The following is a 17,688-nucleotide window of genomic DNA, read 5'->3' on the forward strand; positions in this document are numbered from 1 at the left end:
AACTGCTTTGAACTATCATTGCGCCGTCTTGTTGGCCATCCCAGACTGCCTCGGCTTTTATCTAGCATGTATCTACGTATTGTCTGCCTATCCATTGGCCTGATGTTGAGCTGCGCTTCGGTGCTGGCGACCTCACTGCCAGCAGTTCCTAGGACGCTGGCCAGCCGGTTGCAAATCGATCGCCACGATATGGCGATTTCGATAGAGGACTGGCAATGGCTGCGCCATAAGGCTGAGCTCAGGGTCGGTGTGTCACAGACCGAGTCCGCGCCATTTTCGGTCAATGTCCAAGATAGCCTGTACGAAGGCATCAGTGCCGATGTCACAGCTTTGGTCGCGCAGCTATTGGGCTTGCAAGTCAAGATAGTGACCTACGGCAACGAGCAGGAGGCACGGAAGGCGTTGCAGGCCGGGCGCGTTGATGTGATCAGCACCCATGGCAGCACGGAGCCGGGTTCAGACCTGCTGCTAAGCACGCCCTATGCCCAGGATCGGCTGGCGGTGTTCAAGCGCAGTTCTGAAAGAAGGCAATCGCCCTCCGACCTTGCCGGGTTGCGCGTAGCGATCACGGATGAACACAGCGTCGAGCTCAAGAAGCGCTACCCTCGGGCCCATATTCGGGTTTATGGCAGCCATGAAAAGGCGATAGCCGCTGCCGCCTTTGGCCAGGCGGATGTGTACTTAGATGACCTGTACAGTGCGTATTTCCTAATCAACCGTGCGTTCTACAACTATGTCCGTTTTGAACGTTTCGCAGGCGTGCGGGGCGGCGATTACAGTTATGCGTTAGCGGCCGGCAACACGCGGTTGCTGCAATTGATCAACACCGCCATAGAGACTATCGGTGAAGACCAATTGCGCACCCTGGCCAAACGCTGGGTGGGCAATAGCTTCATTCCCGGTGAAGAGTCTGTCGACCTGACGGCAGAGCAGGTGCGCTGGATCCATCGACACCCGGTGGTACGTCTGGTGATCAATGATGATTTTGCGCCGGGTGCGTTCTTTGATTCGAACGGTGTATTTTCGGGGGCGATAGCCGATCTCCTTGAAGTGATCACCCTCACTACTGGCCTGCATTTTGAAGTGGTTACGCGCAGTGGCGGCCTCCCGCAAATCATCGAAGCGGTAAATCTAGGTCAAGCCGATCTGGCGTTGATGACGGCCAGTCCAGAAAGGGAAGAGTATCTGCGCTTTTCCCGGTCGCTGCTCAACAGTCCTTTTGTTTTGCTCAGTAGCGTTGATCAACAAGGCAAACTGGTGAGCTTGGATGAAAAGCGGGTGGCTGTTCCTACAGGTCACGTGGCTATCCGGCAATTGCGTAAACGTTATCCGGAAACTGTAGTGATGGAAGCGGGCAGCTCGTTGGATGCGATGAATCTGCTTTACCAGGGCAAGGCCGATGCGGCCATGGTGTCGCTGCCTGCCGCGCGCTACTACATTGAGCGGTTATTCCGTGACAGACTGGTCATAAATCAAATGCTCGATCTTGGTCCATCCACAACAAACTTCGCGATGCGCCGCAGTGATGTCGAGCTTCAGTCCATCATCGACAAGGTTTTGCAGACCGTTGCACCCGACGAGCTCAATGCCATCTCCAATCGCTGGCGCTCGCCGCCGGGAATGAGTGGACAGACCTGGGTCGATTACCAACGGGTGATTAACGAAATCGTCGCCGCTGCTGTGGTTCTGCTGGTGCTGTTGCTGGTATGGGTGTTCTATCTGCGGCGCCAGATCAAAGCACGGCTCAAAGCCGAGCGGATGCTCAACGATCAGTTGCAGTTTGTCGAAACCCTAACCGACTGCATGCCTCCGCCGCTGTATGTACGCGATATCAAAGGGCGCATGCTGTCGTGCAATCGCAGCTATCTGAAAAGTGTCGGCCTGAGCGCTGATCAAGTGCTAAACAAGACAGTGCGCCAGCTACCCAAGGAAAACTTCGAGAGCCGCCCGGATTTTCACCGTAGTTACCTACAAGCCATGCGTGACGGCCAGACCATCGAGTCGGTGCATGCCATCGTCCTGCAGGGCAGAGAAGTGTGGATCAATCACTGGGTGCAACCCTTCCGGGATTCTACAGGCCAGATCAAAGGGGTTATCTGCGGCTGGTTGGACATCACCGAGCACCGCCAGCTTGTTCAACAACTGCAAGAGGCTAAGACACTTGCCGACGATGCCAGCCGCGCCAAGACCAGTTTCCTGGCCACCATGAGCCATGAGATCCGAACACCGATGAATGCTGTGATCGGCATTCTCGAACTCGCCCTCAAGCGTGCGGATGACAAGCCGATTGATCGCGCCAGCATCGAAATCGCCCATGCCTCTGCAAAGAGCCTGCTGGAGTTGATCGGCGATATCCTGGACATCGCTCGAATCGAGTCTGGACGCCTGAGCCTGTTGCCCAAGCGCGCCAACCTTCGAGAGCTTGTGGAATCGGTGGCGCGCGTGTTTGAAGGCCTGGCACGGCAGAAACGCCTGACCCTGGTCCTCGAGATCGATTCGAGCATCAACTGTGATGTGCTCATCGATGCCCTGCGTTTCAAACAGATTCTTTCCAATCTAGTTAGCAATGCAATCAAGTTCACCGAAGAGGGGAGGATCACTATCTGTATTGCTGGGATGTTGATCGATGCCAGCCTGCTCACAGTCAACCTGAGTGTCGAAGATACTGGCGTGGGTATCAGCACGGGCGATCAAGAGCGCTTGTTCAGACCTTTTGCCCAGGCCCAACGCAATGTCCAGCATACCGAAGGGACTGGGCTGGGGTTGGTGATCAGCCGATCGCTATGCGAAATGATGGGGGGCAGAGTGGACCTGACCAGTACCCTGGGGCGGGGCACTCGGGTCGACGTCCAGATGCGCTTGCAAGTGTTGGAGCCGATCGAGTTCGATCAGGTGTCTGCCTTGACCCAGGATGTTCCCCGGTATCGATTGCAGGTGTTGGTGGTTGACGACCACCGGATCAATCGCCAAGTGTTGCATCAGCAACTGAACTACCTCGGCCATGACGTATTCGAGGCAGAGAACGGTAAGCTGGCTTACGCGCGTTGGTGCGAGCAACCTTTCGACATCATTATCACAGACTGCCATATGCCGGTAATGAACGGTACCGATTTCACCCGTGCCGTACGCCAGACCGAGCAGGAACAGGGCTTAGCTGCGACCGTGATCATCGGTCTGACGGCAGACGCTCAACCAGAAGAAATCGAGTTGTGCATTCAGGCTGGTATGAACGATTGCCTAATTAAACCAGTGGGTCTGGATGAGTTGGATGCTCGGCTACGCGCGTTGCAGCCGGAAGATGCATATTCCGAGGAGACTATTGAACACTGTCAGCAGGAACAGCTGATGCTGCCACCTCAGACGTCGCAGGTCATTGACCTGGGGCCGCTGGAGCTGATGATCAGTAGCGAGCCAGTGAAGTTTCGCCAGATACTCGACGAGCTGATCAAGAACAACCGCAGTGATTGTGAGCAGTTGAATGTATTGCTGCTTGAGAGGGACACCAACAAGCTCGGCGAGCTTGCGCATCGCATGAAAGGTGCTGCGCGAGTGGTCAGGGGTGATCAGGTGGTCGAATGCTGTCGGCAGTTGGAGGCGGTGTGTTTACTTGCCCAGATACCTTCACAGGAGTTGGAGCACGCGGTTGATCAGCTTAAGAAGGCTATTGAGAGGTTGAATCAGGCACTCATGTTATCGCTGGTCAGCTAGGTGGGCTTTATGGATCTAATCTCCATCCGGCTAGAGCTGATTGAGAATTTCATTGACGATCCGATAAGTTTTGGACATGCACGATGTCTCTATGGCGCTTAAATAAGCGCTTATAGAACGCACCCTTGCATGAAACCAGGCCAGCCTTTGGTCATCTTAATTAAGCGGAAAAATCTAGAGTAATATTCTTGAGCTTACATGCGTTCTGGTGCCTTGGTTGTGCCGGGGTTGAGCTGTAAATTTGTGTTGTGAGTATTGGTAATGCTGTTACTCTGCAAAGACTGCTATTAAGAGTTTTTACAGCCGGTTACGCGTCTACTATCCAAGCTTTCTATTGATAAGATGGCACCAAAGGTGCGCTGCTTTTCTTTTGGAGTAGCAGCACATGCAAATTCTTTAAATGTTTGGTTTCCCTTGGTCAGCCCTCTGTTGCTCAGGTGTGGGCTGCCGGGAGTGTCATATATGAATTTCTGCTGCGATGTGTGTGAAAAATCGCACTGCACTATTTTCACTTTTGTCGTTATTTTGATAGGTCTGAAGTCGAAATATTTTGCCGAGAATGCAGGTGTATTTGCAGCGTTTGACGTAAAACTGGCGATTGCAAAAAAATGTAGATGAAATTGTGTCCGTTATTGGTACTCAACTACTAAGGCGGCGGAGGATCTGAATGGGCCGCCATTGATATCGCCGTCAGGCCGCTTAATCAAAACGGCTTGTAAAGTTGGTGGGTTTAAGGGGGTTAATGAGTAGTACGTATTAATTGCGTGATGATGGCCGTCTCTTTTAAAGGTTATTCCGATGTTTTTGTGGTCTGGGACATATAATGCCCCAAGATCGAACTCGGTAGCCTTGCCGGATATATAAAACCTTAAGTCATTGCTGACTGCCCGGCTGCAGTCAAGAGAATAATTTAAAGTAATGGTTTTATAATTCCCATCAATTTTTTCTACATCTACGTCTCCGAATGATCCGATAATTGGTGAGTTATTATTGACGATGCAGGGAGGGTCAGCGTAGACGACACCTTTGATAGTCGCAGTTATTTGGCTTAAGCTGGCGTTGGCCGTGGCAGTTAGGGAATAAAATGTGATGGCTAGTAAGAGGGCGTTTGGGAGATTTATATAAGCCATTTCTGATAATGCCTATTAATTTATGAGCTTGCGCGGTTACGGTAAGGAAATGGTAATTACTGATGAGCCTAAGAATTTTCCTGGCATCACCGGTCCTTTGGTTTTTAATGTTGACTTGATATAAATTCGCTCGGTTACGTCATTTTTAATTGGTATGACGACACCTCTTGCTAGATCCTCATTTTCAACAGTCAACTTTGAGTATAAATTGCCACTCGTTGTTAGCTGTACACCGTCTGTGTCCGTTTCGGTAGATTTTAGAAAAACACTTGTCGCAGCTCCTTTACACCTGAAAGAAAGCTGCGCTCCAGCTGATTTCCCATCTATGGATTTATGGCTAAGTGCGCCATGGTCTATTATGATGCTTCCAGTTGCGTAACAAGTTAGTGTCGGTTTTTGAACCTGTGTGCAAGGCCCTATTGGTCCGACAACCCCTCCGGTAGTGGGGGTGGTCGAGGCTTGAGCGAAGCCTATGCAGAAGTCGTCTTTAACTTTCACGCTTGAAGGGACAAATAGGCTTCCGTCAAAAGGGATTGTGAAGCCGCCTTTTGATCTCATTTGGTAATACAGGTCAAGCATTGAAGTGTTGGTTTCTAGATCTGACCACTTGTAATTGCTTCCTATCATGTTCATATAGTTGCCAGGTCCATGAATTCCATATATTGCTAAGTAACATTTTCCACCGCTTTGGCTTTGGCAGAATTTTGTTCCGGATTTGTACCAGTCAGTGATAACGAAATAATATCTAGTACCGCCTTGTTCATATCTTGCGCCGATTGTTTCTATTGTGACAGCGGCTGAATTTTGTAAGGTTAAAAAAAGCAGAGGAATGATAGCGGCGAGTCGCATTCTTAAGTCCGGGGTGGTATTGATGATAAGTTCAAATGTATCGTAAAAAAGTTTAAATTTCTTTAAGATATTTCTGGTGGTTGCGTGGGAAAATTCCTAGGTCAAGTGCGCAGTAATCAGCCAGTCAAAAGCGACTCGATAGCTGAAAATCCGGGAGTAAGCATTCTGCATCAAGTCGTTTAGAGATATTTCTTGAAGCTAGCCGCCTTAATGCTCACGGACACGCCGAGCAAGGCAGCGAAAGGTAGCACCACCACCATGGGACTGATGCTGATCGGGAGTGCCAAGTAGAAGGTCCAGGGAAAATAGCCAACGGCATGATCGTTGCGCGGGCGTTGTGATAGAGATAGCTGGATTCGCGACCTGTGCCGAATTTGCGCAGATCTCGGCGCACCAGGCCGTCGACCAGACCCGTCAGTGCCGCCATGGCGAACAGCGGTATGGTCATCAGTAGCACGACCAAGCGGACGCAAAACACCAGAACGGTGAAGAGAGCCGCCAGCACATAGTTCTGGACCGTTGTGACGCTTTGCGCGGCCCAGTAGCGCATGTCCAACTCGTTGCGGGGCCCGGCGTGGCGATCGACTCCATCCCTTGGACCGAGCTGAGCGTCCCGGTCTTCACGATCAGCCAGTCATAAGCTTCGGTGACCAGCCATGTCGCAGTGCGCCCCGGCTCTTGGACTATGGCACTGTGGACCAGGCCTTTGGATTACCAGCTGACCTCGCTGACCAGCATTTGCGGGAGATTTGATCATGGATTCATTCGGAAGCTAAAAATCATAAACTTTGATGAATCGTTTCATCTGTTTTGGCTTTTGAAGCAAAACATAGTGTTTTCAAATCCTAGCTTTTAACTAGTTTTAGGTGATGGAGTGCGAATTAATATGTCGCACCCGGATTGCCTGGTTGATCTACTTAATACTGTTGAAGTGTTTCTCATGTTGAAGAAGCACTCCACGGCCTAGTGGAGGGCGTGGCCCGCGCGAGCTAAAAAGAGCGTGAGCTCTAAAAAGTGATTCCAAGCGTTGTACGTTTTAGCAGTGGACACCGCTTCTGCTGTCTAGTGACTGCTGCTTGTTAACTTTTCCTTGAGCTGGTGAGCTTCTTGAGCGCGATTTGTATACTGTTTTTAATGCTGGTTGGCCTCGGTTTCTGCGCTTTCCGTACACACGATCCTCGTAGTAGGTTTCGTCAATCGTGTGGTAGATGATCGAGTTTGGAACTTCATTGTCATCGAAGCCTACCTCCAGTTTGACGAGTGCCTCGGTGCGCCATTTCCTGGACCGGTTAACATGAGGAGGGGTTGATATAATAATCTGTACAATTCGTATTTGCTCATCCCGTTGACAGCATTCCAGAAAATCTAGGAGCGCCCGCGGGGTCGCCAGCAATATTACGCCGAAGGTGAGCTTGGGGTCCCCTTGCTGCTTAGTATGAACCTGGAAGAATGTTTCGCTCGTATCAACTCTAGGCCAACTCTTGTGGCTGGGGTCGACCTTGCCTATAAGAGTGATGACCTCTTCCTGGGGATCTGAAACAAACACGGCTTGAAACCTCAATCAAAACGGAGACGGAGTGGGGTCGTACTGATTAATTAGTAGTACAACGAATCTTCTCACATATGCTGTATGCAGCATAGCGTTTTAGTCCGCATCAGGGCTTTATCGTTCCTTTTGTGGGTAACCAGATGGAACGCAAGTTGGCTTTTGGCTCCGCGCTTAAGGAGGTGCGGGTACGAAAGGAGATCGCACAAGAGCAGCTGGGGGCGAGCCAATCCTTCGTTTCCACAATTGAGCGTGGCATTCGCAGCCCAACGATCGAAAAAATGGAAGAATTTGCGGAGCGACTAGGAGTGAATCCTGCGACCTTGATTGTCTTGATGCAGTTAGGTCAGGAGGGTGATGTGGACGAGCTTCTGGCAAAAATACGGGATGAAATCAGGGCGCTGAAGCGGGTAGGGGTTTAGCCGTTCTTCGGCTTATACGAAAAAGCCACCTTGGCCTTTGCGGCTCAGGTGGCTTTTTTCATTTAATGCGCTTATTTGGTGCGAGAATTCGGAAAATCTGAAATTCGTTCGGTTCTCGCTGAAAAATAAGGCTCAGCCCGGACGATCAGTCCCAGCTCAGTGCACCGCCAGTCTGATACTCGATCACACGAGTCTCGAAGAAGTTCTTCTCCTTCTTCAAGTCCATGATCTCGCTCATCCACGGGAACGGGTTGGTAGTCCCTGGATACTCTTCTTTCAGACCAATCTGGGTCAGGCGACGGTTGGCGATGAACTTGAGGTAGTCCTCCATCATCGCTGCGTTCATGCCCAGCACGCCGCGTGGCATGGTGTCACGGGCGTATTCGATCTCCAGCTGGGTCCCTTGCAGGATCATCTGGGTCGCTTCTTCCTTCATCGCCGCGTCCCACAGGTGCGGGTTCTCGATCTTGATCTGGTTGATCACGTCGATACCGAAGTTCAGGTGCATCGACTCGTCACGCAGGATGTACTGGAACTGCTCGGCCACGCCGGTCATCTTGTTGCGGCGGCCCATGGACAGGATCTGGGTGAAGCCGCAGTAGAAGAAGATGCCCTCCAGTACGCAGTAGTAGGCGATCAGGTTGCGCAGCAGCTCTTTGTCGGTTTCGACGGTGCCGGTGTTGAATTCCGGATCGGAGATGGCGCGGGTGTACTTCAGGCCCCAGGCAGCTTTCTTCGCGACCGACGGGATCTCGTGGTACATGTTGAAGATCTCGCCTTCATCCATGCCCAGCGACTCGATGCAGTACTGGTAGGCGTGGGTATGGATCGCCTCTTCGAAGGCCTGGCGCAGGATGTACTGGCGGCACTCCGGGTTGGTGATCAGGCGGTACACGGCCAGGGCCAGGTTGTTGGCGACCAGCGAGTCGGCGGTGGAGAAGAAACCGAGGTTGCGCATGACGATGCGACGCTCGTCTTCGGTCAGGCCGTCCATGCTCTTCCACAGGGCGATGTCGGCGGTCATGTTGACCTCTTGCGGCATCCAGTGGTTGGCGCAGCCGTCCAGGTACTTCTGCCAGGCCCAGTCGTACTTGAACGGTACCAGCTGGTTGAGGTCGGCGCGGCAGTTGATCATGCGCTTTTCGTCAACGCGCACGCGGGCGCTGGAGCCTTCCAGCTCGGCCAGGCCTTCGGCGATGTCGAGGTCGTTCAGGGCAGCCTTGGCGCGCTTGACCGCGTCGGAGTCGTCGGCGGTGGCGACACGGGCTTCCAGGGCGGCGGCACCACCGGCGCTGTCGAGCTTGTCGAGGGTGGCGGCGGCAGCGGCCTGCGCAGGGGTGTTGCCTTTGGCGGCTACTTCGCCGTCTTCTTTATCGAATTCGTCCCAGCTCAGCATGGTGAGATTCTCCTGCTTGAGGGCCATCTATCAAGTATGGCCGGTGGATCTTGGTTGCGGTGCGGTGCACGCAAATCTGAAGTGCCCGAAAAGGGCTGGCCGCGGCTTTGCAGCCACGGCTTGTTGTGTCTGGCTGTGGAGAGGCGGCGGGAGTGCCGGCCTCATCGCGGGTGAACCCGCTCCCACAGGGTCCGCAGTGGTGCGCAAAACGCGTTGAGGCTTCCCGTAGGAAGCCTCGGCCTGGCCTTACTGGCAGGCTTCGCAGTCAGGCTCGTCGATCGCGCAGGCCTTCGGCACTGGCGCAGGGCCGGCTGCCTGGACCGGGGCGCTGTCGCCACCGCTGGAAACGGCATTGAGCTTGCCGGTGTTGATGGTCGACTTCTCGGTGCTGGTCGCGGCCAGGGCACGGAGGTAGTAGGTGGTCTTCAGACCACGGTACCAGGCCATGCGGTAGGTCACGTCCAGCTTCTTGCCCGAGGCGCCGGCGATGTACAGGTTCAGCGACTGGGCCTGGTCGATCCACTTCTGGCGACGCGAGGCGGCATCGACGATCCACTTGGTCTCGACTTCGAACGCGGTGGCGTACAGGTCTTTCAGCTCTTGCGGGATACGCTCGATCTGCTGCACCGAACCGTCGTAGTACTTCAGGTCGTTGATCATTACCGAGTCCCACAGGCCACGGGCCTTCAGGTCGCGGACCAGGTACGGGTTGATCACGGTGAACTCGCCCGACAGGTTCGATTTCACGTACAGGTTCTGGTAGGTCGGCTCGATGGACTGCGACACGCCGGTGATGTTGGCGATGGTCGCGGTCGGCGCGATGGCCATGATGTTCGAGTTACGAATACCTTTCTTGACGCGCTCGCGCACCGGGGCCCAGTCCAGGGACTCTTCCAGGTTGACGTCGATGTACTTGGCACCACGGGCTTCGATCAGGATCTGTTGCGAATCCAGCGGCAGGATGCCCTTGGACCACAGCGAACCCTGGAAGGTCTCGTACGCACCGCGCTCGTCGGCCAGGTCGCAGGACGCCTGGATGGCGTAGTAGCTGACCGCTTCCATCGACTTGTCGGCGAACTCGACGGCGGCATCGGAACCGTACGGAATGTGCTGCAGGTACAGCGCATCCTGGAAGCCCATGATGCCCAGGCCGACCGGGCGGTGCTTGAAGTTCGAGTTACGCGCTTGCGGCACCGAGTAGTAGTTGATGTCGATCACGTTGTCGAGCATGCGCACGGCGGTGTTCACGGTGCGTTGCAGCTTGGCGGTGTCCAGCTTGCCGTCGACGATGTGGTTCGGCAGGTTGATCGAGCCCAGGTTGCAGACCGCGATCTCGTCCTTGTTGGTGTTCAGGGTGATCTCGGTGCACAGGTTCGAGCTGTGGACCACGCCCACGTGCTGCTGCGGCGAACGCAGGTTGCACGGGTCCTTGAAGGTCAGCCACGGGTGGCCGGTCTCGAACAGCATCGACAGCATCTTGCGCCACAGGTCTTTGGCCTGGATGGTCTTGAACACCTTGATCTTGTTGTACTCGGTCAGGGCTTCGTAGTACTCGTAGCGCTCTTCGAAGGCCTTGCCGGTCAGGTCGTGCAGGTCTGGCACTTCCGAAGGCGAGAACAGGGTCCACTTGCCGTCATCGAAGACACGCTTCATGAACAGGTCAGGGATCCAGTTGGCGGTGTTCATGTCGTGGGTACGACGACGGTCATCACCGGTGTTCTTGCGCAGCTCGATGAACTCTTCGATGTCCAGGTGCCAGGTTTCCAGGTAGGCACACACGGCGCCCTTGCGCTTGCCACCCTGGTTCACGGCAACGGCGGTGTCGTTGACCACTTTCAGGAACGGAACCACGCCCTGCGACTTGCCGTTGGTGCCCTTGATGTAGGAGCCCAGTGCACGCACAGGGGTCCAGTCGTTGCCCAGGCCACCGGCGAATTTCGACAGCATGGCGTTGTCGTGGATCGCGTGGTAGATGCCCGACAGGTCGTCCGGCACGGTGGTCAGGTAGCAGCTGGACAGCTGCGGGCGCAGGGTGCCGGCGTTGAACAGGGTCGGGGTCGAGGCCATGTAGTCGAACGACGACAACAGGTTGTAGAACTCGATCGCACGGGCTTCCTTGTCTTTCTCTTCCAGCGCCAGGCCCATGGCCACACGCATGAAGAATACCTGTGGCAGCTCGAAGCGCACGCCATCCTTGTGGATGAAGTAGCGGTCGTACAGGGTCTGCAGGCCCAGGTAGGTGAATTGCTGGTCACGCTCGTGGTCGATGGCCTTGCCCAGGCGGTCCAGGTCGTAGCCTTTCAGGGCCGGGTCCAGCAGCTCGAACTCGACGCCTTTGTCGATGTAGGCTGGCAGGGCCTTGGCGTACAGGTCGGCCATTTCGTGGTGGGTGGCGCTCTCGGCCACGTTCAGGAAGCCCAGGCCTTCGGCGCGCAGGGTGTCCATCAGCAGGCGGGCGGTCACGAACGAGTAGTTCGGCTCGCGCTCTACCAGGGTACGGGCGGTCATTACCAGGGCGGTGTTGACGTCCTTGATGGCCACGCCGTCGTACAGGTTCTTCAGGGTGTCGCGCTGGATCAGGTCGCCATCGACTTCGGCCAGGCCTTCGCAGGCTTCGCTGATGATGGTGTTCAGGCGGGCCATGTCGAGCGGCGCCAGGCTGCCGTCGGCCAGGGTGATGCGGATGGACGGGTGCGGCTCGACCACGGACTCGGCGTTCACGCGGGTGGCACGCTCCTTGGCGCGCTGCTCGCGGTAGATGACGTAGTCACGGGCGACTTTCTGCTCGCCGGCGCGCATCAGGGCCAGTTCGACCTGGTCCTGGATTTCTTCGATGTGGATGGTGCCACCCGATGGCATGCGACGCTTGAACGTGGCGGTGACCTGCTCGGTCAGGCGCGCGACGGTGTCGTGGATGCGCGACGAAGCGGCGGCGGTGCCGCCTTCAACTGCGAGGAACGCCTTGGTGATGGCAACGGTGATCTTGTCGTCGGTGTAGGGGACGACAGTGCCGTTACGCTTGATCACGCGCAGTTGGCCGGGGGCGGTGGCGGCCAGATCCTGGTTGGAATCGGCGGCCTGCGGCACCTTGGCCTGCGGGTTCTCGCGAGTTGTGTCGGTTTGCATGGGTGGGTGTCTCCACAGTTTCTATATTGTTCAGGCGCCTTTTGGGCGCCCACCGTTCCGTCCACTTGCTCGATGGCCTGGCGGGGATGGGCAATGCATGCGCATCCGCCCGCGCGGGCGTACCGACTTCGGGACAGACTCAGGAATAAGGGGCAATGGCTTGCCGCTCCCTGGCCGAAGTCAAAGGTTCTGGGCCGTGCCCAAAAACTGTTGCTGATGGATGCCAGGCCTGGCCTGCCACACCCATACCCGAACAAGGCCCTGGAAGGGCTTGCCTCGGTCGCCTCCGCAGGAGCGGTTTGGCTGCTGAAATCACTTGAAGTTCACCCGAAAAAACGCTTGATTTTGCGGGTTGACTTTTGTGTGTGATTTTGCACGAAACCCTATATCTAGTGGTTCGCTGCGATCGGGATACAAGATAATGCGGTATTGGGGGCTTTGCAAGGCGAGCGCCTGTGGATAACTTGTGCGTACTTTGTGAGTGAATGGTGGGTATTCGCTGTAGGCCTTGTGCCAAGTGGTTTGCAGTATTTTTCTGCGCCTTGCCGGTTCTGGGCAGAATTTTTCGGGCGCGAACCCTGTCACAAAAAACGGTTCAGTCGAGGGGCTGCTGGCAGGTTGGCAGTGCCTGGGGGCGGGACGTAGTATCCGAAGCAGATGTTGCCTTTTGGTTAAAGGGTCATGTTTCCTGCACCGGCCCCTTCGCGGGCTCGCCCGCTCCCACAGGTACTGTGCAAGCCTTGAAAGGGGCGCGGTCCCTGTGGGAGCGGGCGTGCCCGCGAACAGGCCGGTACAGGCCACAGAAAAACAACAAGCAAAGGCACAAGCCATGGACCACCCCGCACCCCGTATCCTCATCGTCGAAGACGACCAGCGCCTGGCCGAGCTCACCGCCGAGTACCTGCAGGCCAACGGCTTCGAAGTCAGCGTCGAGGGCGATGGCGCCCGCGCTGCGCGGCGCATCGTCGACAGCCAGCCCGACCTGGTCATTCTCGACCTGATGCTGCCCGGCGAGGACGGCCTGAGCATCTGCCGCCGGGTGCGCAGCCAGTACCCCGGCCCGATCCTCATGCTGACCGCACGCAGCGATGAACTCGACCAGGTCCAGGGCCTGGACCTGGGGGCCGACGACTACGTTTGCAAACCCGTACGCCCACGCCTGCTGCTGGCGCGCATTCAGGCCCTGCTGCGCCGCAGCGAAGCACCGGACAGCAAGCGCCAGGACCTGGCCTTCGGCGCGCTGCGCATCGACAATCGCCTGCGCGAGGCGCGTCTGGGTGAACAACTGATCGAGCTGACCGGCGCCGAATTCGACCTGCTCTGGCTGCTGGCCAGCAACGCCGGCCGGGTGCTGACGCGCGAGCAGATCTTCACCGCGCTACGTGGCGTCGGCTACGACGGCCAGGACCGTTCCATCGACATACGCATTTCCAGGATCCGCCCCAAGATCGGCGACGACCCGCTCCAGCCAAGGCTGATCAAGACCCTGCGCAGCAAAGGCTACCTGTTCGTTGGCGAGGCCTCATGAACAACTCGATCTTCCTGCGCATCTATGGCGGCATGCTGGCCGTGCTGGTGCTGGTGGCCCTGCTCGGGGTGCTCAGCCTGCACCTGGTCAACGAAGTGCGTGCCGCCCAGCACCGCGAGGGCCTGGCCCAGGGTACTTTCAGCCTGATGGCCGACAACCTGGCGCTGCAGAACGACACCGAGCGCAAGCGTTCACTGCTGATCTGGGAGCGCCTGCTTGGCGTGCCGTTGGCGCTGCAGCCAATGACCGCGCGCACCCTCGATGGTGGCCAGCGGGCGCGCCTGTACCGCGGCCTGGTGGTGGTCGAGAAGACCGGCCCGCATGCGGCCCAGGTACTGCGCAAGGTCGGCCAGGAAGACCTGATGCTGGTAGCGCAGATCAAGCAGATAAGCGAGCAACTGGCGCGGGCCACCCTCTACCTGCTGGCCGACGAACTGGTGCGCTACCCGGTAACCGAGCAGCAGCAGCGCCTGGCACAGATCAAGAAAGAAAAGGGTTTCGGCTTTGGCGTGGCCCTGCAGCGCATCGAGCGGGTGAGCCTGGACGATGACCAGCGGCGCCGGGTCGAGGAGGGCGACACGGTCATGGCCCTGGGCAAGGATGGTGACTCGATCCGCGTGTTCGCCGGGCTGGCTGGCTCGCCCTGGGTGCTGGAAATCGGCCCGCTGTACCAGCTCAACCCGTATCCGCCGCAGTTGCTGATCCTGATCGCCTTTCTCGGCCTGTGCCTGATCGGCCTGGTGGTCTACCTGCTGGTGCGCCAGCTGGAGCGGCGCGTGTCGGGCCTGGAGATTGCCGCCACGCGTATCGCTCAGGGTAGCCTGGACACCCGCGTGCCGGCCGGCGACGCCGACTCGGTAGGGCGCCTGGCTGCAGCCTTCAACGGCATGGCCGAGCACCTGCAGCGCTCGCTGACCATGCAGCGTGAGCTGGTGCGGGCGGTTTCCCACGAGCTGCGCACGCCGGTGGCCCGCCTGCGTTTTGGCCTGGAGATGATCGAGAACGCCACCACCGAGCAGGCACGGGCCAAACACCTGGCGGGCATGGACGGCGATATCCAGGATCTCGACAAGCTGGTCGACGAGATGCTCACCTATGCCCGTCTGGAGCAGGGGGCGCCGGCCTTGAAGTTCCAGCGGATCGACCTGGATGCCTTGCTTGACCGGGTGATCGAAGAGCTCGCGCCGCTGCGTGCCGAGGTACGGGTGGTGCGAGGTGAATGCCAGGGCGCCGATGCCGAAGGTGCCTGGGTCGAGGCCGAGCCGCGCTACCTGCACCGGGCCCTGCAGAACCTGGTGGGCAACGCCATGCGCCATGCCGAGGCCGAGGTGCGCCTTAGCTACCAGTTGGGGCAGCAACGCTGCCGTATCGATGTGGAGGATGACGGCCCGGGGATCCCCGAGGGCTTCTGGGACCGCATCTTCACACCGTTCACCCGCCTCGACGACAGCCGCACCCGCGCCTCGGGCGGGCATGGCCTGGGCCTGTCGATCGTGCGGCGGATCATTTACTGGCACGCGGGCCGGGCCACGGTGGGGCGCAGCGCCGCGCTGGGCGGGGCCTGCTTCAGCCTGAACTGGCCACGGCAGCAGGCACCGTTGTGACGGTCAGACGCTGACCAGGCTGAGCAGGTGGCCGTCCTGCAGGCAGAACTGGCCCTGCAGTTCGCTGCCATGCCGCCACTGCGGCGACAGGTCGGTGAGCAGGCGCAGGCGGGCCAGGCCTTCGGCGGACCAGTCCAGCACTTCGGCGTGCTCGAAGTAGAAGCGCTGGCGGGTCAGCGGGTAAAGGGTCTTGAACAGGCTTTCCTTGAGCGAGAAAGTCAGGGTGACGGCAAGGCCGAGCTGGCGGCGGTCCAGGCGTTCGACTTCGGGTGGGGTGAGGATTTCGCCCATCAACCGCTCGGCGCGCTGGTCATCCAGCAGCGCTTCCTGATCCAGGCCCAGGCCCTGGCAACTGCCCTCGGCGGCGACCACGGCAGCGGCCCAGCCTTTGCCGTGGGTGATCGAGCCGTGGATACCGGCTGGCCAGATGGGCGAGCGGTCTTCGTGGGTGCCGGGCACGTAGTCACGGCCGTCCAGGCGTAGCAGCGCGGCGCGGGCGCACACCCGGCCGGCCAGGTACTCGGCCTGGCGCTTGGCCACCGAGCGCTGCAGGCTGGCGCCTGGCACGACGCCGGCGCGCTGGAAGTCGTCGGGTGCCAGTCGTGTGGGGTCGAAGGCGCAACTGACCAGCACCGCGCCGGGTAGCGGGCGGGGCAGGGGCCAGTGGTGCTGGAGCGGGGCGCAGCAGGCGGGGAGTGTGTTCATGGGGGGTATTGTGCCAGCTGTATGGGCACTAAGGGAGCTAGCGTGGCAATGCATCCTTGGGGCAGCGGCCTTGCGTCGCGAAAGGGGCGCAGGGCGCCCCCGGCAATCCTTACTTGAACACCTTCCTGAAGAACGCCTGCATATCCGCCCAGGAGCTTTCATCCGCCGCCTTGTTGTAGCCGATATCCGGCCCGCCATGCTCGCCATGGCTCAGCCGGTCTGCATCCGGGTTGGTAAACCCATGCTTGGCCCCTTCGATACTGACAAACTCATAGTCGACCTTGGCTGCATCCATCTCGGCCTTGAACGCCTCCACCTGCTGCGAGGTAACCATGCTGTCTGCCGCGCCGTGCTCGACCAGGATCTGCGCGCGTACCACCCCAGGCTTGGCCGGGGTCTGGGTGGCCAGTGCGCCATGGAAGCTCACCACGCCGTCCAGTTTTTCGCCGCGGCGTGCGGCATCCAGCACCACCTTGCCGCCGAAGCAATAACCGACCGCGCCCAACTGGTGCTTGTTGGTGTTCGGCTGCAGTTTCAGTAGTTCGAGGCCGGCATCGAAGCGCTGCTCCGCGGCCTTGGGGTCCTTCATCGCCTCTGCCATGAACGTCTGGGCGTCGGTCGGGTGCTCGGTGTGCTTGCCGTCGCCATACATGTCGATGGCCAGTGCGTTGTAGCCCAGCGCCGCGAGCTCGCGGGCGCGGCGCTTGACGTAGTCGTTCAGCCCCCACCACTCATGCACCACGACAATGCCGGGGCGCTTGCCTTCTAGGGCGTCGTCATAGGCGTAGTAGCCGACCAGGCGGTTGCCGTCGGCGTCCTGGTAGGGGATCTCGCGGGTTTGTACCGCCGCTTGGGCGAGGGCGGCGCAGCACATCAGGGTCAAGGCCAGCAGGGCACGCATGGTCACTACTCCTTGTTCTGCAAATGGTTCGTTCAGCCGGGGTTCAGCCAGGGTTCAGTCGCGGTTCAGGGTGCCCTGCTTACTCTAGCTTCCAGACCGAAACAGCGCACCCAACTGGAGTATCCAGCCATGAAAACCTTCAACACCCTGCTTGCCGCCATGGCCGTCTGCGCCGCTGGCATCACCACCGCCCAGGCCGCGGACGACAACTTCGCCAGCCTGACCTACGGCCAGACCAGCGACAAGGTTCGCAAGTCCGGCCTGCTGCAGCGCAACACCGACCACCTCAACGCCGACGGCATCATCGGCAAGGACGACACCTGGGGTGTGCGGGTGGGCAAGATCAATGACCAGGGCCGCTACTACATGACTTACGACAACGTCTCGGGCGACCACAGTGGCCTGAAGTTGCGCCAGGAGAACCTGCTGGGCAGCTACGACCTGTTCCTGCCGGTGGGTGATACCACCAAGCTGTTTGGCGGTGGCAGCCTGGGCGTGACCAAGCTGACCCAGGACTCGCCAGGTGCCAGCCGGGATACCGACTACGGTTACGCGTATGGCCTGCAGGCCGGTGTGATCCAGGACATCACCGACAAGGCCTCGGTGGAACTGGGCTACCGTTACCTGCGCACCAATGCCGCCACCGAAGTGGGTGCGCACGGCGGGCCGAAGGACGGCACCCTGCGCCTGACCAGCAGCGCGCAGACCTACCTGGCTGCAAGCTACAAGTTCTGACCGGCGAGCCGGGTTATCCTGTACCGGCCCTTTCGCGG

Annotated in this window: 11 protein-coding genes and 1 pseudogene; 5 read left to right on the top strand and 7 right to left on the bottom strand. The window is 58.3% G+C overall.

Translation table 11 applies throughout. The annotated features are described in order from the left end of the window. The first annotated feature begins 102 nt into the window (after positions 1-102). Positions 103-3,708 (top strand): transporter substrate-binding domain-containing protein, encoded by a 3,606-nt coding sequence (locus J5M71_RS05650; protein ID WP_347709862.1) that lies wholly within the window; start codon positions 103-105, stop codon positions 3,706-3,708. Positions 3,709-4,337: 629 nt separating this feature from the next. On the opposite strand, the gene J5M71_RS05655 is transcribed toward J5M71_RS05650, so the two are convergent. The 3 genes and pseudogenes from J5M71_RS05655 to J5M71_RS29650 all read right to left on the bottom strand — a co-directional run. Then, the gene (locus tag J5M71_RS05655; protein WP_207830691.1) at positions 4,338-4,838 is read right to left on the bottom strand and encodes a fimbrial protein; all 501 of its coding nucleotides are present in this window, start codon (positions 4,836-4,838) and stop codon (positions 4,338-4,340) included. Between the two features lie 36 nt (positions 4,839-4,874). Further along, positions 4,875-5,687 (bottom strand): hypothetical protein, encoded by an 813-nt coding sequence (locus J5M71_RS05660; protein WP_207830693.1) that lies wholly within the window; start codon positions 5,685-5,687, stop codon positions 4,875-4,877. A gap of 179 nt (positions 5,688-5,866) precedes the next feature. After that, positions 5,867-6,428: pseudogene (locus J5M71_RS29650) on the bottom strand (TIGR03747 family integrating conjugative element membrane protein); the annotation flags it as partial. Between the two features lie 948 nt (positions 6,429-7,376). Here J5M71_RS29650 and J5M71_RS05675 point away from each other — a divergent pair. Then, entirely contained in the window at positions 7,377-7,655 is a 279-nt protein-coding gene (locus J5M71_RS05675; RefSeq protein ID WP_207830695.1) for a helix-turn-helix transcriptional regulator, read from the top strand. A 145-nt stretch (positions 7,656-7,800) separates the two neighbouring features. Here the strand turns inward: J5M71_RS05675 and J5M71_RS05680 are convergent, their stop codons facing one another. Both J5M71_RS05680 and J5M71_RS05685 read right to left on the bottom strand, forming a co-directional pair. Further along, positions 7,801-9,051 carry a ribonucleotide-diphosphate reductase subunit beta gene (locus J5M71_RS05680; protein ID WP_087502863.1) on the bottom strand — a complete coding sequence of 417 codons (1,251 nt, stop codon included), beginning with the start codon at positions 9,049-9,051 and terminating at the stop codon, positions 7,801-7,803. 246 nt (positions 9,052-9,297) lie between these two features. Further along, entirely contained in the window at positions 9,298-12,177 is a 2,880-nt protein-coding gene (locus J5M71_RS05685; RefSeq protein ID WP_207830696.1) for a ribonucleoside-diphosphate reductase subunit alpha, read from the bottom strand. Between the two features lie 829 nt (positions 12,178-13,006). Here J5M71_RS05685 and J5M71_RS05690 point away from each other — a divergent pair. Then, positions 13,007-13,705 carry a response regulator transcription factor gene (locus J5M71_RS05690; RefSeq protein WP_207830699.1) on the top strand — a complete coding sequence of 233 codons (699 nt, stop codon included), beginning with the start codon at positions 13,007-13,009 and terminating at the stop codon, positions 13,703-13,705. Further along, complete coding sequence (locus J5M71_RS05695; RefSeq protein WP_207830700.1) at positions 13,702-15,309, top strand: ATP-binding protein; 1,608 nt, start codon at positions 13,702-13,704, stop codon at positions 15,307-15,309. The genes J5M71_RS05690 and J5M71_RS05695 overlap by 4 nt, the downstream gene beginning before the upstream one ends. 3 nt (positions 15,310-15,312) lie before the next feature. Here J5M71_RS05695 and J5M71_RS05700 read toward each other — a convergent pair whose 3' ends face one another. Together J5M71_RS05700 and J5M71_RS05705 are read right to left on the bottom strand one after the other, a co-directional pair. Next, on the bottom strand, positions 15,313-16,014 hold the full coding sequence (locus tag J5M71_RS05700; RefSeq protein ID WP_207830702.1) for a 4'-phosphopantetheinyl transferase superfamily protein: 702 nt from the start codon (positions 16,012-16,014) through the stop codon (positions 15,313-15,315). A 109-nt stretch (positions 16,015-16,123) separates the two neighbouring features. Further along, entirely contained in the window at positions 16,124-16,915 is a 792-nt protein-coding gene (locus tag J5M71_RS05705) for a dienelactone hydrolase family protein (RefSeq protein WP_207830705.1), read from the bottom strand. Positions 16,916-17,044: 129 nt separating this feature from the next. Between J5M71_RS05705 and J5M71_RS05710 the strand changes: the two genes are divergently transcribed. Then, complete coding sequence (locus J5M71_RS05710) at positions 17,045-17,650, top strand: outer membrane beta-barrel protein (protein ID WP_013973837.1); 606 nt, start codon at positions 17,045-17,047, stop codon at positions 17,648-17,650. The last annotated feature ends 38 nt before the right edge of the window (positions 17,651-17,688 follow it).

This window comes from Pseudomonas sp. 43(2021), assembly GCF_017490805.1.
GTDB lineage: Bacteria > Pseudomonadota > Gammaproteobacteria > Pseudomonadales > Pseudomonadaceae > Aquipseudomonas.